The sequence below is a fragment of the Nocardiopsis trehalosi NBRC 14201 genome, from assembly GCF_001552555.1.
In the GTDB taxonomy this organism is placed as follows: Bacteria; Actinomycetota; Actinomycetes; order Streptosporangiales; family Streptosporangiaceae; genus Nocardiopsis_B; species Nocardiopsis_B trehalosi.
Map to the genome: position 1 here is coordinate 1 of NZ_BCRK01000123.1, position 18,816 is coordinate 18,816.

General features: G+C 77.5%; 22 protein-coding genes. 12 read left to right on the plus strand and 10 right to left on the minus strand.

Annotation, left to right across the window (positions count from 1 at the left end; genetic code table 11):
- Positions 1-114: 114 nt before the first annotated feature.
- Both NT8_RS19480 and NT8_RS19485 read left to right on the plus strand, forming a co-directional pair.
- Positions 115-717, plus strand: a complete 603-nt coding sequence (locus NT8_RS19480; RefSeq protein ID WP_067971572.1) for a GDSL-type esterase/lipase family protein — start codon at positions 115-117, stop codon at positions 715-717.
- A gap of 172 nt (positions 718-889) precedes the next feature.
- Positions 890-1,378 carry a glutathione peroxidase gene (locus NT8_RS19485; protein ID WP_067971575.1) on the plus strand — a complete coding sequence of 163 codons (489 nt, stop codon included), beginning with the start codon at positions 890-892 and terminating at the stop codon, positions 1,376-1,378.
- A 101-nt stretch (positions 1,379-1,479) separates the two neighbouring features.
- Here NT8_RS19485 and NT8_RS19490 read toward each other — a convergent pair whose 3' ends face one another.
- Entirely contained in the window at positions 1,480-2,142 is a 663-nt protein-coding gene (locus tag NT8_RS19490; protein ID WP_067971577.1) for a response regulator, read from the minus strand.
- Positions 2,130-3,323 carry a sensor histidine kinase gene (locus NT8_RS19495; protein WP_067971580.1) on the minus strand — a complete coding sequence of 398 codons (1,194 nt, stop codon included), beginning with the start codon at positions 3,321-3,323 and terminating at the stop codon, positions 2,130-2,132. Before NT8_RS19495 ends, NT8_RS19490 begins: the two co-directional genes overlap by 13 nt.
- Positions 3,324-3,521: 198 nt before the next feature.
- On the opposite strand from NT8_RS19495, the gene NT8_RS19500 reads away from it, so the two are divergent.
- Complete coding sequence (locus NT8_RS19500; protein ID WP_217999249.1) at positions 3,522-3,968, plus strand: DUF6069 family protein; 447 nt, start codon at positions 3,522-3,524, stop codon at positions 3,966-3,968.
- Positions 3,969-3,973: 5 nt separating this feature from the next.
- Here NT8_RS19500 and NT8_RS29980 read toward each other — a convergent pair whose 3' ends face one another.
- Together NT8_RS29980 and NT8_RS19510 are read right to left on the minus strand one after the other, a co-directional pair.
- Entirely contained in the window at positions 3,974-4,171 is a 198-nt protein-coding gene (locus NT8_RS29980) for a ferredoxin (protein WP_067971583.1), read from the minus strand.
- Positions 4,168-5,355 carry a cytochrome P450 gene (locus tag NT8_RS19510; RefSeq protein ID WP_067971589.1) on the minus strand — a complete coding sequence of 396 codons (1,188 nt, stop codon included), beginning with the start codon at positions 5,353-5,355 and terminating at the stop codon, positions 4,168-4,170. Before NT8_RS19510 ends, NT8_RS29980 begins: the two co-directional genes overlap by 4 nt.
- 130 nt (positions 5,356-5,485) lie before the next feature.
- Here NT8_RS19510 and NT8_RS31330 point away from each other — a divergent pair, with 130 nt between their 5' ends.
- Positions 5,486-6,097 carry a TetR/AcrR family transcriptional regulator gene (locus NT8_RS31330; RefSeq protein WP_067971592.1) on the plus strand — a complete coding sequence of 204 codons (612 nt, stop codon included), beginning with the start codon at positions 5,486-5,488 and terminating at the stop codon, positions 6,095-6,097.
- A 166-nt stretch (positions 6,098-6,263) separates the two neighbouring features.
- Here the strand turns inward: NT8_RS31330 and NT8_RS19520 are convergent, their stop codons facing one another.
- Positions 6,264-7,295 carry a GntR family transcriptional regulator gene (locus NT8_RS19520; protein WP_217999251.1) on the minus strand — a complete coding sequence of 344 codons (1,032 nt, stop codon included), beginning with the start codon at positions 7,293-7,295 and terminating at the stop codon, positions 6,264-6,266.
- A gap of 46 nt (positions 7,296-7,341) precedes the next feature.
- Between NT8_RS19520 and NT8_RS19525 the strand changes: the two genes are divergently transcribed.
- From NT8_RS19525 to NT8_RS19555, 7 genes are all read left to right on the plus strand, one after another.
- Positions 7,342-7,938, plus strand: coding sequence for a GNAT family N-acetyltransferase (locus NT8_RS19525; protein WP_067971594.1), 597 nt, complete (start codon positions 7,342-7,344; stop codon positions 7,936-7,938).
- Between the two features lie 84 nt (positions 7,939-8,022).
- A complete protein-coding gene (locus tag NT8_RS19530; protein ID WP_067971597.1) occupies positions 8,023-8,916 on the plus strand; it encodes an alpha/beta hydrolase in 894 nt (297 codons plus the stop codon).
- A gap of 143 nt (positions 8,917-9,059) precedes the next feature.
- Positions 9,060-9,287 carry a hypothetical protein gene (locus NT8_RS19535; RefSeq protein ID WP_067971599.1) on the plus strand — a complete coding sequence of 76 codons (228 nt, stop codon included), beginning with the start codon at positions 9,060-9,062 and terminating at the stop codon, positions 9,285-9,287.
- Positions 9,288-9,290: 3 nt separating this feature from the next.
- Positions 9,291-9,776, plus strand: coding sequence for a Clp protease N-terminal domain-containing protein (locus tag NT8_RS19540; RefSeq protein WP_067971602.1), 486 nt, complete (start codon positions 9,291-9,293; stop codon positions 9,774-9,776).
- Positions 9,777-9,845: 69 nt separating this feature from the next.
- Positions 9,846-11,030 (plus strand): DUF418 domain-containing protein, encoded by a 1,185-nt coding sequence (locus NT8_RS19545; protein WP_067971606.1) that lies wholly within the window; start codon positions 9,846-9,848, stop codon positions 11,028-11,030.
- Positions 11,031-11,165: 135 nt separating this feature from the next.
- The gene (locus NT8_RS19550) at positions 11,166-11,696 is read left to right on the plus strand and encodes a pyridoxamine 5'-phosphate oxidase family protein (protein ID WP_067971609.1); all 531 of its coding nucleotides are present in this window, start codon (positions 11,166-11,168) and stop codon (positions 11,694-11,696) included.
- The gene (locus tag NT8_RS19555) at positions 11,693-14,269 is read left to right on the plus strand and encodes an excinuclease ABC subunit UvrA (RefSeq protein WP_084469099.1); all 2,577 of its coding nucleotides are present in this window, start codon (positions 11,693-11,695) and stop codon (positions 14,267-14,269) included. Before NT8_RS19550 ends, NT8_RS19555 begins: the two co-directional genes overlap by 4 nt.
- A gap of 51 nt (positions 14,270-14,320) precedes the next feature.
- Here NT8_RS19555 and NT8_RS19560 read toward each other — a convergent pair whose 3' ends face one another.
- The 5 genes from NT8_RS19560 to NT8_RS19580 form a co-directional block, all read right to left on the minus strand.
- A complete protein-coding gene (locus NT8_RS19560) occupies positions 14,321-14,962 on the minus strand; it encodes a class I SAM-dependent methyltransferase (RefSeq protein WP_067971613.1) in 642 nt (213 codons plus the stop codon).
- 103 nt (positions 14,963-15,065) lie between these two features.
- Entirely contained in the window at positions 15,066-15,392 is a 327-nt protein-coding gene (trxA, locus tag NT8_RS19565) for a thioredoxin (protein ID WP_067971616.1), read from the minus strand.
- A 109-nt stretch (positions 15,393-15,501) separates the two neighbouring features.
- Positions 15,502-15,933: a MerR family transcriptional regulator gene (locus NT8_RS19570; RefSeq protein WP_067971618.1), complete on the minus strand. Its 432-nt coding sequence runs from the start codon at positions 15,931-15,933 to the stop codon at positions 15,502-15,504.
- 109 nt (positions 15,934-16,042) lie between these two features.
- Positions 16,043-16,963 carry an amidohydrolase family protein gene (locus tag NT8_RS19575; protein WP_157515898.1) on the minus strand — a complete coding sequence of 307 codons (921 nt, stop codon included), beginning with the start codon at positions 16,961-16,963 and terminating at the stop codon, positions 16,043-16,045.
- On the minus strand, positions 16,960-17,697 hold the full coding sequence (locus tag NT8_RS19580; protein WP_067971621.1) for a VOC family protein: 738 nt from the start codon (positions 17,695-17,697) through the stop codon (positions 16,960-16,962). Before NT8_RS19580 ends, NT8_RS19575 begins: the two co-directional genes overlap by 4 nt.
- 295 nt (positions 17,698-17,992) lie before the next feature.
- Between NT8_RS19580 and NT8_RS19585 the strand changes: the two genes are divergently transcribed.
- On the plus strand, positions 17,993-18,816 hold an 824-nt coding region (locus NT8_RS19585), incomplete at its 3' end, for a serine hydrolase domain-containing protein (RefSeq protein ID WP_067971624.1).

An 18,816-nucleotide genomic window follows, 5' to 3' on the forward strand; every position in this document is an offset into this window, starting at 1 on the left:
GGGCGCCCGGCCCGGCCGCGGGTGGGGCCGTCTACCCCGTGCGGGCGGGGAGGCGACGCGGTTGCGGGTACGCGGGCGAGGCGACCACGGGCGCGGTCCCGTAGGGTCGGCCGGATGATCTCGGAGACGCGCATCTGCTTCATCGGCGACTCGTTCGTCCAGGGGGTCGGTGACCCGGAGTACCGGGGCTGGGTCGGGCGGGTGCTCCAGGCCACCGACGGCGAGGTGACGGCGTTCAACCTGGGGGTGCGGCGCGACACCTCCGCCGACGTGGTGCGCCGCTGCTGGGGGGAGGTCGGCCCCCGGGTGCGGCCCGGCGCCGACAACCGGCTGGTGGTGTCCTTCGGCAGCAACGACATGGTCGGGCAGGGCGGCGGGGTGCGCGTCGGCGCCGACCGGTGCCTGGACAACCTGTCCGCGCTCGTGGCGGAGGCCCGGCGGCGGGGGGTGGGGGTGCTGGTGGTGGGTCCGCCGCCGGTCGTGGGGGCGGGCGAGGGCCATCTGCGGCGCACCGTCGCGCTGGCCGAGCGCATGGCCGCCCGGTGCGAGGGGGCGGGGGTGCCGTTCGTCGACACGACCCGGGCGCTGGCCGCCGACCCCGTCTGGACGGGTGAGGCCGCCGCCGGGGACGGCGCCCACCCCGGTGGTGCGGGGTATGCGCGCCTGGCCGGCATCGTCGCGGCGGGTGCGTGGCACGACTGGGTCGCCGGGCGGTAGCCCGGGTGGCGCCTCGGGTGCGGTGGGGTGCGGCCGGGGCGGCGGTGCGAGGGCATTCGCGCGCCCCTGACCGCCGCCGCGGCGGGGCGGCGCGCGGCCGTGCCGCGCTCTTGGGCGGTAGCCTCGGCGCGAGGCGGCGGTCGCGGCCGCCACGACCACGGACCGGAGACGTATGAGCGCCCTCTACGACATCCCGCTGCGCACCCTGGACGACGCGCCCGCCACGCTGGGCGACTACAAGGGCACGGTCCTGCTGCTGGTCAACGTGGCCTCCCGGTGCGGGCTGACCCCGCAGTACGCGGGGCTGCAGCGGCTCCAGGAGCGCTACGCCGGGCGCGGGTTCACCGTGCTGGGGTTCCCGTGCAACCAGTTCATGGGCCAGGAGCCGGGCAGCGCCGAGGAGATCCGGACGTTCTGCTCGACCACCTACGGCGTCGACTTCCCCCTGTTCGCCAAGATCGAGGTGAACGGGGCGGGCCGCCACCCGCTGTACGCGGAGCTGACCCGCGCCGCCGACGCGGAGGGGGCGGCCGGCGACGTGCAGTGGAACTTCGAGAAGTTCCTGGTCTCGCCCCGGGGCGAGGTCGCGGGCCGGTTCCGGCCGGGCACCGAGCCCGAGGCGCCCGAGCTGCGCGCCGCGATCGAGGCCCTGCTGCCCTGACCCCGGGCCCGCGGCCCGGTCCGTCCGCCGGCCCTTACCCCCGCCGCCGGGCTGCGTCGCCCGGTCGCCGTGGGGGCCGTGCGGCGGGGCCGGCGGGCGGGTCAGGCCAGGCCGGCGTCGTGGGCCAGCAGCGCGACCTGGGTGCGGTTGTCCAGGTCGAGCTTGGCCAGGATGTGGGAGACGTGGGCCTTGACGGTGGCCACGCTCATGAACAGCTCGGCGGCGATCTCGGCGTTGCTGCGGCCGTGCGCCACCGCGAGGGCGACGTCGTGCTCGCGCGGGCTCAGGGCGTCCAGTGCGGCGCGGGCGCGCTGGTGGGCGCCGGCCTGCACGGCGGCGCGGTCCATGAGGCGGCGGGTGATGCGGGGGGACAGGACGGGTTCGCCGTCGGCGACCCGGCGCACCGCGCGCACGATGTCGGCGGGCGGGGTGTCCTTGAGCAGGAACCCGGCCGCGCCCGCGCGCAGCGCGTGCAGGATGTCGGCGTCGGCGTCGAAGGTGGTCAGGACGAGGACCTCGGGCGGGCGGGGGCCCTGGCGCAGCCGGCGGGTGGCGGTGATGCCGTCGACGCGGGGCATGCGCAGGTCCATCAGGACGACGGCGGGGGCGTGCGCGGCGGCGGCGGCCAGGGCGGTGCCGCCGTCGTCGGCCTCGCCCACGACGGCGATGCCGTCGGCGCCGTCGAGCATCATGGTCAGCCCGGCGCGGACGAGGGGGTCGTCGTCGACGACGAGGACGCGCAGCGGGGGGTTCACAGCGGCCATGGTAGCCGGGCGTGCAGGTGGAACCCGTCGGCGCCGAGGCGGTGGTCCAGGCGGCCGCCCGCCAGGCGGACGCGTTCGGTGAGGCCGATCAGGCCGGTGCCGGCGCCGGGCGGCGGGGCGGGCGCGGCGGGGGCGGGCGGGGGGTTGCGCACGTCGACGTCGAGTCCGGTGCCGGGGCCGCCGGCCACGGCGACCCGCACGGGGCGGCCGGGGGCGTGCTTGCGGGCGTTGGTGAGGGCCTCCTGGACGACCCGGTAGGCGGCGCGGCCGCTGCCGGGGGGCGGGGCGGCGGTGGCGGGCAGGGCGGTGTCGAGGTCGACGCGCTGGCCGGCGGCGCGGGCCTGGCCGACCAGGTCGGGCAGGTCGGCGAGGACGGGCGGGGGCCGGTGGGCCGCGGTGGCGCCGTCGGGGGTGTCGTCGTCGCGCAGCACCGCGATGACGTCGCGCAGCTCCTCCAGCGCCTCGTGCACGCCGGCGCGGACCACGCCGGCGGCGCGGGCGAGCCGTTCGGGGGGCGCGTCGGGGCGGTACTCCAGGGCCCCGGCGTAGGTGGCGAGCAGGGACAGGCGGTGGGCGAGGACGTCGTGCATCTCGCGGGCCAGGCGGGTGCGTTCGAGGGCGCGGGCCTCGGCGACGCGGCGGCCCTGCTCGGCCTCGGCGCGGTCGGCGCGCTCGCACAGGGAGGCGATGAGGGCGTGGCGGGTGCGGTCGAGGGCGCCCCACCCGACCAGGGCGCCGTACCCGGCGGTGACGAGCAGCAGCCACCAGCCGTAGGTGATGCCGCCGGTGGGGTGCGGCAGCCCTTGGGCGGCGTGGGCGGCGATGCCGGCGGCGGCGAGGGCGGCCGCTGCGGGCAGGGGGTGGCGGCGGGCGGTGAGCAGCGCGCCGAGGGAGGCGGCGGGGGTGGCGGCGCCCGACAGCGCGGCGGCGGCGGTCAGGGCGAGGCCGGTCCCGGCGGGGCGGCGCAGCAGCAGGGGCACGGACAGGCACGCGGCGGCGCCCACGGCGGCGTCGGCCCACAGCGGCCACGCGGGGTCGGGGGTGCTCCAGTGGCCGGCCAGGGTCAGGGCGGTCAGGACGGCCACCGCCAGTGCGGCGGCGGCGGTGGCCGCGGCCGTGGGTGCGGTGGTCGGGGCGGGGGTGGGCGGTGCGCAGGTGCGCGCGTCGGCGTCGCCGTTCACCCGGCCAGCCTAGGAGCGGGGCGGGGGTGGCCGCATCCGACCGAAGTCGGTGGCGGCCGCGACCGGGGTGGGGGGCGGGGCCGCCGTCGGCCCGATGCGGCGGCGGGGGCGCGGCGGTGAGGGTGGGGGTGTGCGGCGGGCCGGAGGGGTCCGCCCGGCGGGGCGCCCGAGGGCGGCCCCGCGCCGAGAGGAGGACACGTGTCCGATGTGGATGTCGACGCCGTGACGGGCGGGGCCGACGCTGGTGGGCGGGGCCGCCGGGCCCGGGGTGTGCGGCGCGCGGTGGTGGTGGGTGCCGCCGCTGCCGCGGCGCTGGCCGTGTGGGTGGCGGCCGTCCCGGTGGGCGGGGTGGAGCTGGTGGCGCGCACGGGTGGCGTGATGCGGCCGGTGGGGGCGGTGGCGGTCGTCGCCGCGGCCCTGGCCGCCGGGCTGGCGGGGTGGGCGTCGCTGGCGGTGCTGGAGCGGTGGCTGCGGCGGCCGGGTCGGGTCTGGGCGGCGTGCGCGGCGTCGCTGGCCATCGCGTCGGCGACCGGACCGTTCGGTGCGGCCGCCGACGCGATGGCCCTGGTGGTGCTGCTGGCCCTGCACGCCGCGGTGGCGGCGGTGCTGGTGGCGGGGCTGGGGCGCACGGCGTGCGCCTGCTGACGCCCTCAGCCGGGGGTGGTGGTCAGGGCGTGCGCCGGGCACATGTCGACGGCCCGGCGCACCGCGCCGTGCAGGGCGGGCGGGGGTGCGGCGTCGCGCACCCGGACGCGGCCGTCGGTGTCGTCCTGGTCGAAGACCTCGGGGGCGGTGAGGGCGCACATGCCCGATCCGGCGCAGCGGGTGCGGTCGGCGTGGACCCTCACGCGGGCCCCCAGGTGACGGGCAGCGCGTGCACGCCGTAGACGACCATGTCGTCGCGCAGCGGGACGTCGGCGGGGTCGGCGGCCAGGCGCAGGTCGGGGAAGCGGCGGAACAGGGCGGGCAGGGCGACGCGCAGTTCGACGCGGGCGAGCTGCTGGCCCAGGCACTGGTGGACGCCGTGGCCGAAGGCGAGGTGGCCGGCGGCGGGGCGGGTGAGGTCGAGGGTGTCGGGGTCTGCGATGTGCTCGGGGTCGCGGTTGGCGGTGGGCAGGGAGACCATGACGGACTCGCCCGCCGCGACGCGCACCCCCTCCAGTTCGACGTCGGTCAGGGCGCTGCGGACCGTGCCGGGGACGACGGGCAGGTAGCGCAGCAGCTCCTCCACGGCGTCCTCGGAGGTGGCGGGGTCGGTGAGGGGGGCGGTGGGCACGCCGTCGCGCAGGAGGGTGAAGGCGCCCAGGGCGATCACGTTGGCGGTGGTGTCCAGGCCGCCGCCCAGCAGGAGCAGGGCGAGGTTGACGAGTTCGGCGTCGGTGAGGTCGGGGCCGTCGGTGATGAGGCCGCCGAGGATGTCCTCGCCGGGGTCGGCGCGCTTGGCGGTGATGAGGTCGCCCAGCAGGGTGGTGACCGCGCCGAGGTGGCGCTGCCGGTCGGCGGGGGGCGTGTCCTGGTGGGAGGCGGCGGTGATGTCGGCGCGGAACTTCTCGCGGGCGTCGTCGGGGACGCCGAGCATCTCGCAGATGACGAGGGCGGGGATGGGCACGGCGTAGTCGCGGACGAGGTCGGCGGGGGCGCCGGCGGCGGCCATGCGGTCGAGGTGGTCGCCGGTGATGGCGGTGATGCGGTCGGTGAGGCGGCGCATGCGGCGCACGGTGAACTGGCCGGTGAGCAGGTGGCGGTAGCGGGTGTGGTCGGGCGGGTCCATGCCGATGAACATGCCGGGTGCGGCGGGCGGCAGGGGGACGGGGCTGGTCCAGGTGCTGCGCAGTTCCTGGCGGGCGCTGAAGCGGGGGTCGGCCAGGACGGCGCGGACGGTGGCGCGGCGGGTGACGACCCAGCCCACTTTGCCGTCGGTGAAGCGGACGCGGGCGATGGGGCGGCCCTCGCGCAGGGCGAGCAGCTCGCGCGGGGGGTGGACGGCGTCGGTGGGGGCGAGCGGGAGGGTGATGGGTTCGGTGTCGGTCATGGTGTCCTCGCCGGGAGCGGGTCGTCGGGGTGGTGGTGCGGGCCGGGTGCGCGGCCCCGCGCCCCCATAAGACTACATCGAGTGTAAGTTTGCAATGGAGGTAACTTTATCCAGGGTGTAAAATTCCCGTATGGACGAGTCACGGCGCGAGCGCAAGAAGCGGCAGACCCGGCGGCTGCTGGCCGAGACGGCCCTGCGGCTGTTCGCCGAGCAGGGCTATGAGGCCACCACCGTCGCCCAGATCGCCGCGGCCGCCGACGTGGCCACCAAGACCTTCTTCAACCACTTCCGCAGCAAGGAGGACGCGCTGCTGGACGACGCCCGGCGCCGCAACGAGGTCCCGCTGCGCGTCATCGCCGACCGCCGCCCCGGCGAGGGCGTGGCCGACCTGCTCACCCGGGTCTACGACGCGATGCTGGCCGACTTCCGCGAGGAGGGCGTGGGCGGGCGCGACCCCGCCCTGGTCGAGACCTACACCCGGCTCGTCATGACCGTGCCCGCCCTGCAGGCCCGCGCCCTGCACCAGGTGTTCGACCTCCAGCGCGAACTCGCCGCCGCGCTGCGCGCCGCCTTCCCCGACGACCTGGACGACATCGGCGCCGCCGCCGCGGTGGGCGCCATGGTCGGCGCCGTCCAGGCCACCGGCCTGGCCGCCCTGGAACGCGGCGACCGCGAGGAGGACCTGCTGGCCGCCATGCGCCGCGGCCTGGACACCGCCCTGGACGGCCTGCGCCCCCGCTGACCCCCTGCGCCTCGTCGATCTCGGCGTCGTCGGGGTAGGGGAGCGGTCCCACACCCCCGACAACGTCGAGACCGACGCCACGGGGGCGGGTTCCACGCGCGCGCCGCGCCGGGCGCGCCCCGCGGTGCCGGGGCGGCCGCCGGTCAGCGGGTGGGGGCGGTGCCGGTCACGGCCGCTCGCCGGCGGGCCGGGCCAGGAGGGCGGCGAAGCCGTCGAGGTGGCGGGCCAGGGAGTACTCGAACAGCCCGTCCAGGTCGCCCGCCGTCTCCGGCGGGGCCTGCGCCAGCAGCGGGAAGCGGCCGTCGGCCAGGAGTTCGGCCGAGCGCCGGCGCTGGGCGAGCCGCCACGCGTCCAGGCTCACCCCCGTCTCCTGCTCCACCTCGACCTCCTGCGCCAGCGCCAGCCCGGCGCTGACGACCAGCGCGTGCAGCGTCAGCGCCTCGCGCAGCCGCGTGCCCGGGGACAGCCCCAGCCCGTCGAGCGCCCGCAGGGTCCACTCGGTGTGGGCCGCCATGCTGGGCACCATCAGCGGGCGCGTGAACGAGACGGCGCGCGGCAGCCACAGGTGGCGCAGGCACAGCCCCCAGTGCAGCCGGGCGATCAGTTCGAGCCCGGCCCGCCACCCCGCAGGGCCCGGGTCGGGCAGGTCGACCTCGCCGAAGGCGGTGTCGACCATCTGCTCCACCAGGTCGTCCTTGGTGGGCACGTGCCGGTACAGCGACATCGGGCCGACGCCGAGCTCGGCCGCGAGCCGGCGCATGGACACCGCCTCCAGCCCTTCGACGTCGGCGACCGCGATGGCCGTGGCGACGACCCGGTCGCGCCCCAGCGGCCGGCGGGACGCGTCGGGCCGGCGCGCCGGGGAGCCGCCCGGTGCCGGCCGCGCCCGGCCGGCGCGGGCGGCGACCACCGTCCCCGAACCCACGTGGGTCTCGACCAGGCCGTCGTCGCGCAGGTCGGCGATGACCTTGGTGGCGGTGGCCACCGCCACGCCCCACTGCTGCGCGATCTGGCGGGTGGAGGGCAGGCGCTCGCCGGGCCGCAGCTCCCCCGACAGGATGCGGGCGCGGATCTGCGCGGTGATCCGCCGGTAGGGCGGTTCGGGGTGCTGCGGTGGCGGCATGGAGGCCTCCCGGTCGAAAGCGCTGAACACCCCGAGTGTACTAGTCCACTCGGGGTGCGGGTAGGACACTTCCATCGCCGACGATTCCCCTGTAGAGAGGGCATGTGGCTACGCTGGCCACATGACAACGACTACACCGTACGCATCGGTGCGGCGGGTCGGCGGCGACGAGCTGCCGACGGTGCTGGGCGTCCTCACCGAGGCGTTCTCGCACGACCCCCTCTCCGGCTGGCTCTTCCCCGATGAGCGGGAGCGCGGCCGGCTGCTGGAGCACTTCCATTACCCGCTGCTCGCCCACCCGGCGGGCGAGTGCTACCTGACCGGCGGCGGCGAGGGCGCCGCGGTGTGGCTGGCGCTGCCGGCGGGCGGGGGCGCGCCGGAGGAGCCGCAGGCGCCCGAGGCGGGCTCGCTGTTCGGGGAGGGCGCGGCGCGCCTGCGGGCCCTGGGCGAGGCGCTGGCCGGGCGCCACCCCCGCACCGCGCACCTGTACCTCGCGTGCATGGGGGTGGCGGCCGAGCACCGGGGCGCCGGACTCGGCTCGGTGCTGCTGCGCCACCGGCTGGAGCGGGCCGACGCCGAGGGGGCCACCTGCTACCTGGAGGCGAGTTCGCCGCGCAGCCGCGCCCTGTACCTGCGCCACGGGTTCGCCGACGACGGCGCGCCGGTGCGCGTGGCCGACGCCCCGCCCCTGTGGCCCATGCTGCGCCGGCCCCGCTGAGGCGCCCCCGACCCCCGCACCGCACCCCCGGCGCGCGGCCGGAGCCGCCGCGCGCGACCCACGGACACGGAAAAGAGCACCACGATGACAACGAGCACCACCGCTTCGCCCGGCGCCCGGCGGACCCCCACCCTGGTCTTCGTCCACGGCACCAACTCCTCGTCCTCCTCTTGGGCGGGGGCGGTCCGCGAACTCACCCTGCGCGGGTACCGCGCGGTCGCCCTCGACCTGCCCGGGCACGGCGACGAGGGGTTCTTCCCCCGCTCCTACCAGGCCCCGCAGGACCCGGCGGCGCTGGCGGTCGAGCCGTCCGCGCTGGCCGGCCTCACCCCCGAGGACTACACCGACCACGTCGTGGCGGCCGTGCGCCGCGCCCACCGCTTCGGGCCGGTCGTCCTGGTCGGCTCCAGCCAGGGCGGCGTCACCCTGAGCCGCGTCGGCAACGCCGTCCCCGACCTGCTGGCGCGGGTGGTCTACGTCGCGGCGTACTGCTGCGTGGACCTGCCGAACATGAACGCCTACATGGCCGAGCCGGAGAACCGCGAGAGCCTGGTCGGCAACGTGCAGGCGGCGCTGGCGGGCGACCCGGCGAAGCTGGGTGTGGCCCGCGTCAACTGGCGCACGGCCGACCCGGAGCTCATCGACGGCATCCGGGAGTGCCTCGCCGGCGGCTTCACCGAGGAGGCGACGCACCGGATGCTCAACATGCTGGAGCCGGACGAGCCCGTCGCCATCCCCCAGGCCGACGCCCGGGGCAGGGCGGACGCCTGGGGCCGCGTGCCCCGCACCTACGTGCGCTTCACCGGGGACCGGCTGATCCCCCCGGCGCTGCAGGACCGGTTCATCGCCGAGGCCGACCGCCTGACCCCGGACAACCCGACCGACGTGCACAGCGTCGACGCCCCCCACGTCGGCCCCTTCCACCTGCCCGAGCTGGTGGACATCCTGGCCGGCCTCGCCGAGCGCGCCGGCCGCTGAGTCGCCGATCACCGACCGCCGACCGCGCCGCCGGGGCGGGGTGCCGAACGGGCACCCCGCCCCGGCGGTCGTCGTGCTCCGGGGCCCCGGCGTTGAGCAACTCGGGTTGACTATCTCCGATTTAGTCAACTACGGTTGCTTACATGTCCGTTGAGCACCCGATGTCCGCGGAGACCGCCGACCGGCTGGCCGCCGTCGCCGCGCTGCGCCGCCTGGCCGACCGGCTGGAGGACGCCGCCGTCGAGGAGGCCATGCGCACCGGCTGGAGCTGGCCGCAGGTCGCCGAGGCCCTCGGCGTGACCCGCCAGGCGGTCCACAAGAAGCACGCCAAGCGGCTCATCGCCGCCGGTGTCCGGCTGAGGAGGCGCTGACCGATGACCGCGTTCGACCACTACCTGCACGCCATGCTCCTGGAGGGCGGCGAGATCGCCCGCGCCGACGGGTCGGCCACCATCGAGGCCCACCACCTGCTGCTGGCCATCGCCGCCGGCGGCGACCCCGCCAGCCGCGCGGCCCTGGCCGCCGTCGGCCTCGACCACGACGGCCTGCGCGCCGCCCTGGACGGGGAGTTCGAACGCAGCCTGGCCGCCGTGGGCGTGCACGTCGCGGCCGCCGACCTGCCCCGGCCCGGCCCGGCGCCCGACACCCCCCGCATGGGCGCCTCCACCCGGCTCGCGCTGGACCGGGCCTTCTCCCGGGTGGCGCGCAAGAAGGACCTGCGCCCCGCCCACGTGCTCCTGGGCATCGCGGCGGCCGAGGTCGGCACCGTTCCGCGCGCCCTGGCCGTGGCCGGGGTCGACCGCGCCGAGCTGCTGGCGCACGCCCTGGCGGCCGCCACCGACGGGGCCGACGGCACCTGACCACCGCGCTCCCGCCCCCCTCCCCCCGTGCGCCCGAGAGCGCCATCGAACGAAGGCCGAAGGCCCCCCATGCTCGGTGACGACGCCCCCCGCCCCCCACTGCCCCGCGCCGCGCCCGCCGAGGCGCGCGCCCTGGCCCCCGACCTCGCCCGCGGCGCGATGCTGCTGGCGATCGCGCTCGCCCACGTCCCGGTGTTCACCACCGGCGCCGGGACCGCCGTCCTGGACACGGCCACCGACCTCGCCGCCTCGCTGCTGGTGGTCGACCAGGCCCGGCCGATGTTCGTGTTCCTGTTCGGGTACGGCATCGGCCAGCTCCTGCGCCGCCGCACCGCCGCCGGGGCCGACCCCGGCGAGCCGCGGCGGCTGCTGCGCCGGCGCGGGTTCTGGCTGCTGGTGCTGGGCGCCGCGCACGCCGCCCTGCTGCCGCTGGACATCCTCGCCACCTACGGGGCCGCGCTGCTGATGTTCGGCGCGCTGGTGCGGGCCCGCGACGCCGCGCTGCTGTGGACGGCCGGCCTCGCCCTGGTCCCGGGGACCGCGGTCGTCGCCGCCGCCAAGGCCGCCGCCGGATCGGCCGACGCCGCCGACCTCATGGTGGCGGCGCTGCCCGGCGACCCGCTGTCGTATGTGGCCGCCAACCTGATGTGGTGGCCGCTGGAGACGCCCCTGTCCACGCTGACCGTGCTGCCCGGCATGCTGCTGGGGCTGTGGGCCGCCCGCCGCGGCCTGCTCGACGACCCCGTGCGCCACGCGGCCCTGCTGCGGCGGGCGGCGGTGTGGCTGTTGGCGGCGGCCCTGGCCGCACGGGCGCCGTCCGCGCTGGCGGCCGCGGGCCTGTGGGAGGCGGGGCCGGGCGGCGCGGTGTGGGCGGCCGCCGTGGCGCACGCCCTGGGCGGGTACGCCGGCGGCGTGGGGCTGGCCGCCGCCGTCGGCCTGGCGGCGGCGCGCCTCGGGCCGGAGCCCGGCCCGTTCGCGCGCACCGTCGCCGCCCTGGGGCAGCGGTCGCTGACGTTCTACCTGGCGCAGTCGGTGGTCATCGCCGCCCTGTTCCTCCCGTTCACCCTGGACCTGGGCGGCGCCCTGGGTCCCGCCGCCGGGGCCGCGATCGCCCTCGCCATGTGGGCGGCGTCGCTGGGCGCGGCCGAGGCGCTGCGCCGCGCCGGGCGGCGCGGCCCCGCCGAGGTGCTGCTGCGCCGCCTGGTCAACGGGCGACCGCCCGCGCGGGCGGCGGCGGGCCGGAGCACCGGCTGAGGGCGGCCGCCGGCGGGTCCGGCGCGACCGGCGCCCCTACCTGACAGAAGGTGTCAGGTACGGGTCCCAGGATGGGGTACCGGTCGGCGCCGACGGCGGCGCCGCGGCGACGGAACAGGACGGACGAGAACACCGATGCGCGAAACACCCGGAGACCTCGATGCGCTGCAGGCGCTCCTCGACGCCTCCCTCACCCGGTCGACCGCCCACCTGCGCTCGATCATCACCGCCGAACGCACGCTCACCGCGCGGCAGCTGACCCGGGTCCTCGACGGCATGTGCACCCTGGCCCTGTCCACGGTGACGGCGAAGGGCGAGCCGCGCATCAGCGGGGTGGACGGGCACTTCCTGTGGGGCAGGTGGTACTTCGGCACGGCGCGCGACGCCGCGAAGGCGCGCCACATCGCGGCGCGGCCCGCCGTCAGCGTCGCGCACATGCGCGGCGAGGACCTGGGCGTGTTCACCCACGGCACGGCGGAGGTCCTCAACCCCCTGGACGGGGAGCCCGACGCGCAGTGGCCGGAGGTGCTCGCCTACCTCAAGGGCACCTACGGCGACGACGCCTTCGCGTGGGACCGCGAGGTGGTCTACTACCGGCTGCGCCCGCACTGGATGTCGGTGTTCGCCCCCGACGCCGGCAAGCTGCTCCCGGCCTCCCGGCCGTGAGCGGCGGCGCGGGCCCCGCCGCCGCGCGCGCGGCGCGGGCCGGGCGGCGGGAGGCGGACGCGGCCGCGCGGTGCGCGGCGGCCGAGGGCGCCGGCACCATCGAGGTGGTGGGGGCGCGCACCCACAACCTGCGGGACGTGTCGGTGAGCATCCCCAAGGGGCGGCTCGTCGCCTTCACCGGGGTGAGCGGCAGCGGCAAGACCTCGCTGGCCGTGGACACCCTGCACAGCGAGGCCCAGCTGCGGTACCTGGAGGGGCTCTCCCCGTTCATCCGGCAGTACATCACCCAGCGCGACCGGCCGCAGGTCGACCGCATCCGGGGCCTGGGCGCGACGCTGGCGGTCGACCAGCGCCGCCTCAACCGCAACCCCCGCTCCACGGTCGCCACGATCACCGGCATCGACGGGCACCTGGGGCTGCTGTACTCGCGGCTGCCCGCGATCGGCGCCGACCCGGCGGCGGGGCCGGGCGCCGCGCCCGTCTCCACCGCCCACTTCGACCGCGCCGCGCCCGAGGGCGGCTGTACGGACTGCCACGGGGTGGGCGGGCGGTGGAGGGCGCACGAGGACCTCGTCATCACCCGCCCCGAGCTTCCGCTCTTCGCCGGGGCCTCGCCCTGGTTCGCCAAATGGCGGTCGGGGGAGCACGCGTTCGTGCCGGCGTTCGCCGAGCAGCGGGGCGTGGACCTGGGCCGGCCGTGGCGGTCCCTGCCGGAGGACTTCCGCCGCTGCGTGCTGTACGGCACCGGCGACGAGCCCGTCGAGGCGACCGTCGACATGACCAACCGCAACGAGTCGGCCGTGGTGACCTACACGTCGAGCCGGCCGCTGCGGGGCGCGCTCGCCGAGGTGGAGCGCGTGTACGCCAACGCCGGGACGCCCGCCGCCAAGCAGCGCTACCTGCCGTACATGCGCAAGCGGCCCTGCCCGACCTGCGGCGGCAGCGGGTACGGCCGGACGGCCCGCACGGTGCGGCTCGGCGGCCTGGCCTACCCCGACCTGGTCGCGGTGGAGGTGAGGGAGGTGCGCGACTGGGCCGAGCGCGTGGCGCGGGACCTGGACGCCCGGCGGCGCGAGGTGGCCGAGCCGCTGCTGGCGGACCTCGGCCGCAGGCTCGGCCTGCTCGACCGGCTCGGCCTGTCCCACCTCCAGCTCTCCCGGAGCGCGGCGACGCTGTCCGGGGGCGAGCTGCAGCGGACCCGGCTCGCCGCCCAGCTCGGCACCGAGCTCAGCGGCATCACCTTCGTGCTGGACGAGCCCGGGGCGGGCCTGCACCCGGCGGACAAGGCGCACCTGCTCGACATCGCCCTGGAGCTGCGCCGCGCCGGCAACACGGTGCTCCTCGTGGAGCACGACCCGGAGCTGATCGCGCGGGCGGACTGGGTGGTCGACATGGGCCCCGGGGCGGGCCGCCTCGGCGGTGAGGTCCTGGTGGCGGGGCCGCCCGCCGCGGTCGCCGCCCATCCGGCCTCGCCCACCGGCCGCCACCTGTCGGGCGGCGGGCCGCGGCTGCGCCGGGACCGCCGCCCCGTCGGGGCGGGGACCGCCTGGGTGGAGCTGCGCGGTGTGCGGGCCCACAACGTGGCCGCGGAGCGCCTGCGCCTGCCCGCCGGCCGGCTCACCTGCCTGACCGGGGTGAGCGGCAGCGGCAAGAGCAGCCTGCTCGCCGCCCTCGCGGAGGGCGCGGCGGCCGCCCTGGGCGGGGCGGCGACCGACGCGGTGCGCGAGGCGGACGGCCTGGCCGGGTTCGGCTGGGTCGCCGTGGTCGACCAGGAACCGCTCGGGCGCACGCCCCGGTCCAACCCGGCCACCTACAGCAAGGCGTTCGACCTGATCCGCCGGCTGTACGCGGAGACCGACGCGGCCCGCGAACGCGGGGTCGACGCCTCCTGGTTCAGCTTCAACACCGCGGGCGGCGGCCGCTGCGCGACCTGCGCCGGCCACGGCCGCACCCTGGTCGACATGCACTTCCTGCCGGACGTGTGGGTGGTGTGCGACGCCTGCGAGGGGCGGCGCTACCGGCCGGAGGCCCTGGAGATCACCTACCGCGGGCTCAGCGTCGACCAGGTGCTGGAGCTGACCGTGGCCGAGGCCGTGGAGCACTTCCCCGGACCCGCGCGCCTCGCGGAGACCCTGGGCGCCCTGCACCGGGTCGGGCTCGGCTACCTCCGCCTCGGCCAGAGCGCCACGGAGCTGTCCGGCGGCGAGGCGCAGCGGCTGCGGCTGGCGGCGGCGATCCAGCGGGGGACCGCTGGCCGGGGGGACGGCCTGGTCGTCCTCGACGAACCCGTGTCGGGGCTGCACCCCTCGGACGTGCAGCGGGTCGTGGACGCGCTCGACGCGCTGCTCGATTCGGGCGGCACCGTCGTCGTGGCCGAGCACGACATCGCCGTCGCCGCCGCCGCGGACTGGGTGGTCGACCTCGGTCCGGGGGCCGGGCCCGACGGGGGCGCGGTGGTCGCGCAGGGCACCCCCGACGGCGTCGCCGCCGCCGACACCCCGACCGCCGGGTTCCTGCGGCGCTACGCGGCGGGGCTGCCGCTGCTCGGCGCCCCCGAGGCCGCGCGGAACTGACCCGCTCCGCCCGCCCACCGGGGCGTGTGCCCCGGTGGGCGGGGCGCGGGGTCAGGCGGCGGGGGCCTGGTAGAGGAGGGTGTAGCGCCAGAACAGGCGGCGGCGGATGCGGGCGCCCGGCAGCTCCCGGGCGGCGGCGGAGCGGATCTCGGCCAGGGTCTCGCGCGGTTCGGCCGTGGGCGCGCTCATGTGCGGCGGCGGTCCGTCGGCGACGGCCGGGTGGCGCAGCAGCCCCATGACCGGGTTGGCGGCCGCCGCCGCCACCCCGGTGAGCAGGTCGGCGGGGCCCGAGGCGCGGTAGCAGCCCACGATCACCAGGCGCCCGCCGGGGGACAGGCAGCCGCGCAGCTCGCGCAGCGTCGCCGCCAGCGGCAGGTGGTGCAGGACGGCGACCAGGGTCACGGCGTCGTAGCGCCGCAGCGGGTCGCGGTCGGCGAAGGCGCCGTGGACGACGGTGACCCCGGTGTCGCCGGCGAAGCGCTCCTCGGCGGCGCGGGCCGTCGCCGGGTCGGGCTCCAGCGCGGTGACCTCGGCGCCCCGGCGGCGCAGCAGCGCCGCGAGGTTGCCGGTGCCGCAGCCGACGTCGAGCACATGGCGGGCCCCGGCCACGCGGCCGGCCACCCAGGGGGCGTAGTGGTCGTTGTGGCTCCAGGGGTGCCGCCGGTTGAAGCGGTGCAGGAGGGTCAGCGCCATGGCGCCACCGTAGCGGGGGCGCGGGGGTGTCCCGACCGAAGCGGGCGCCGGCACCGCGCCCGACAGGCCGCGCCGCCCGCGTGCGGGCGGCGCGGCCCCGGGGTCACAGGCCCAGGTCGCGCACCAGGCGGGACCGGGAACGGGCCCCCACCACCGACGCCACCGGCTCGCCGTCGCGGAACACCATCAGGGTGGGCGCCGACAGCACGTTGTAGGCGGCGGCGGTGCGCGGGCTGCGGTCGACGTCGACGGCGACGACGCGCAGCGTCCCCGCGCGCTCGGCGGCCAGGTCGGCCAGGATCGGGGCCACCATCCGGCACGGCGGGCACCACTCGGCGGTGAAGTCGACCAGGACGGGGAGGGGGGAGTCGAGGACGGTGGCGGCGAAGTCGGCGTCGGTGACCTCGTCGAGGTGGGCGGTCGCGGGCATGGCGGAATCCCTTCCGGTGGGGCGGGTGGAGAACGGGGACCGGCGCCGGGCGGCGCGGCGGTCGGGAACGGGTCGGCGGGGGCCGGCCGTGCGGCCGGTCAGGGCCGGGTCAGCGGGGCCGGGGGGCGGCGGCGGGCGGGGTGAACGCGCACAGCGGCGCGGGGGCGGCGCCCGGCGCGTCCAGCGGCGCGCCCGCCTCCGCCCGCTCCAGGCGCCCGCGCAGGTCGTCGCGGATCGCCGCCAGGTCGTCGATGCAGGCGTCGAGATGGGCGATGCGGGCCCGGTAGGCGTCCAGCGACGCGGTGCACACCGGGGCCGCCGGGTCGCCGGCGCGCAGGCACTCCACGAACGGCCGGGTCTCCTCCAGCTCGAAGCCGAAGCCCTGGAGCAGGCGGATCTGGCGCAGCAGCCGCAGGTCCTCGCCGGTGTAGGAGCGGTGCCCGTTGGCGTCGCGCCGCGCGGTGATCAGCCCGCGCGCCTCGTAGTAGCGCAGGGTGCGCGTGGTCGTCCCGGCCAGCGCCGCCAGCTCCCCGATCCGCATCGGTCCTCCGCCTCCTCGTGCCCCTCGTGGGATCACGGTAGACCTTGACGCCGACGTCAACGCCAGCGGCGGGCGCGCCCGGTCGGGCGGGGCGCCGGGGCCTGGCGCGTCACAGGCCGAACAGGCGGGCGGCGTTGTCGTGGCAGACGGCGCGCAGCCAGTCGGTGCCCAGGCCGGTGCGCTCCAGCGCCCGCAGCGCCTCCGGGTAGGGGTAGGGGATGTTGGGGAAGTCGGTGCCGAGCAGGACGCGGTCGCCCAGGGCGGCCAGGCGGGGCAGGGCCGCGCGCGGGAACGGGGCGTCGGCCTCGGTGAACGCGGTGAACGCCATGGTGGTGTCGAGCAGCAGCGCGGGGTGGCGTTCGGCCAGGGCGAGGAACTCGGTGTACTCGGGCATGCCCAGGTGCGCCACGACCAGGCGCAGCCGGGGGTGGCGGTCGAGCAGCCGCCCGATGCGGTCGGGCCCGGTGAAGGGGCCGGGGACCGGGCCGGACCCGCAGTGGGTCACCACCGGGGTGCCGGTGTCGGCGAGCAGGCCCCACACCGGGTCCAGGACCGGGTCGAGCGGGTCGAACGCGCCCACCTGGAGGTGGCACTTGAACACGCGGGCGCCCTGCTCCAGGGCGCGGCGGGCGTCGTCGGGGGCGCTCGGTTCGGCGAAGAACGTGGCGGTGTGCAGGCAGTCGGGGGTGCGGGCGGCGAAGTCGGCGGCCCAGTCGTTGAGCCAGCGGGCCATGGCCGGGCGGTGCGGGTAGAGCATGGCGGTGAAGGCGCGCACCCCGAAGCCGCGCAGCAGTTCCAGCCGCCGGTGCTCCTCGGTGCGGTAGGTGATGGGCCAGCTGCGGCCCACCAGGGGGCCCGCGGTGTCGAAGTAGGCCCACACCTTGGTCAGGACCCGCTCCGGCATGAAGTGGGTGTGCACGTCGATGAGGTGGTCCAGGCCCAGTTCCGCGCGGAAGGCGGCCGCCTCGGCGCGCTCGGCCGCGGCCCGGCGCCCGGCGGGGCCGTCGGGGTCGGCGCCGCTGTGTGTCACAGCGGGGTGAGGACGCAGAACTCGTTGCCCTCGGGGTCGGCGAGGACGGTCCAGGGCACGTCGCCCTGGCCGAGGTCGACGTCGGTGGCGCCCAGCGCCCGGACGCGGTCGGCCTCCGCCGCCTGGTCGTCGCCGGGGTAGGGCCGCAGGTCGAGGTGGACCCGGTTCTTCACCGTCTTGGCGTCGGGGGTGCGGACGAACTCCAGGTAGGGGCCGGTGCCCGTCGCGGAGCGCAGCCGCGCGAGGGCGTCGCCGGCCTCGTGCACGGTCCAGTCCATGGCCGCGCCCCAGAACCCGGCCATGGCGCGGGGGTCCGCGCAGTCCACGACGACGGCGGCGATGGGCCCGGTGTCCCGGTAGACCGGGCGGGGCTCCAGCACGCAGAACTCGTTGCCCTCGGGGTCGGCGAGGACGGTCCAGGGCACGTCGCCCTGGCCCACGTCGGCGGGCGTCGCCCCGAGGTCGCGCAGGCGCGCGACCAGGTCCGCCTGGTGGGCGGGGGAGGTGGTGGCGAGGTCGAGGTGCACGCGGTTCTTCCCCGCCTTGGGTTCGGGGACGGCGAGGACGTCGATGAAGATCGCGGAGGGGTCGGGATAGGGGACGCCCTCGGGTTCGAGGTTGGTCACGCCGGGGGCCTCGCTGGAGAGGGTCCAGCCCAGGGCCTGCGCCCAGAACCGGCCGAGCGCGGGGTCGTCGCGGGCGTTCATCGCCACCTGCACCAGTCGCATCGCCATGGCGGCGATCCTACCGAGCGCCTTCCGGGCCGGTCACGGGCCGCCCGCACGCGTGGCGGCGCGGGGCTTGCACCCTCGCTATTCAGTGTTACTATCTAGCGGTACCTAGCACCACGGACTAGCTGCCGTGGGCGGGCCGGCCCCCGGGCGTCCGACGGCGTCCCGGCGGGCGCCGCCGCGGTCACCGGGCCGCGGCGCGCCCACGGGAGCCCGGCCGCACCGGCACCACCGGTGCCCCGCCGACCCGTCCGCGCGGGCCGCCCCACCCACCACCACCAACGCAAGGAGACCCCCCATGGGACACGGCGACAACGGCATCTCCGCACGAGGGCTGCGCCGCGTGCGCGCCACCCTGGAGCGCCACGTCGACTCCGGCAAGATCCCCGGCGTCGTCGCCCTGGTCGGCCGGGGCGAGCAGGCCCACGTCGAGGCCCTGGGCACGATGCGCCACGACGGCGGCGCCCCGATGGCCCGCGACACCATCTTCCGCATGGCCTCCACCTCCAAGCCGCTCGCGGTCGCACCGGTCATGGTGCTGCTGGACGAGTGCCGGCTGCGGCTGGACGACGCGGTCGACGAGTGGCTGCCCGAACTGGCCGACCGCCGGGTGCTCACCCGCCCCGACGGCCCCCTGGACGACACCGTCCCCGCCCGCCGGCCCATCACCGTCCGCGACCTGCTGACCTCCACCTTCGGCCTCGGCCTGGACATGACGGCCCAGGACTCCCCGATGATGCGCACCTTCTTCGAGAAGGGCGTCTACGGCACGGAGTGGCTGCTGCCGGACGCCGAGCCCGACGAGTGGATGCGCCGCCTCGGCGAACTGCCGCTCATGTACCAGCCCGGGGAGCGGTGGCAGTACAACCTCAGCAACGACGTGCTCGGCGTGCTCGTCGCCCGGGTCGCGGGCAGGCCGTTCGAGGAGTTCCTGCGCGAACGCGTCCTGGACCCGCTGGGCATGACGGACACCGGCTTCCACGTGCCCGCCGACAAGATGCACCGGTTCCCGCCGCTGTACGCCCCCCACCCCGAGACCGGGGAGTTCCTGGTGGGCGACGAGACGGTGGGCGGGCACCACAGCGCCCCGCCGGCGTTCCCCTCCTGCGGCGGCGGCATCGA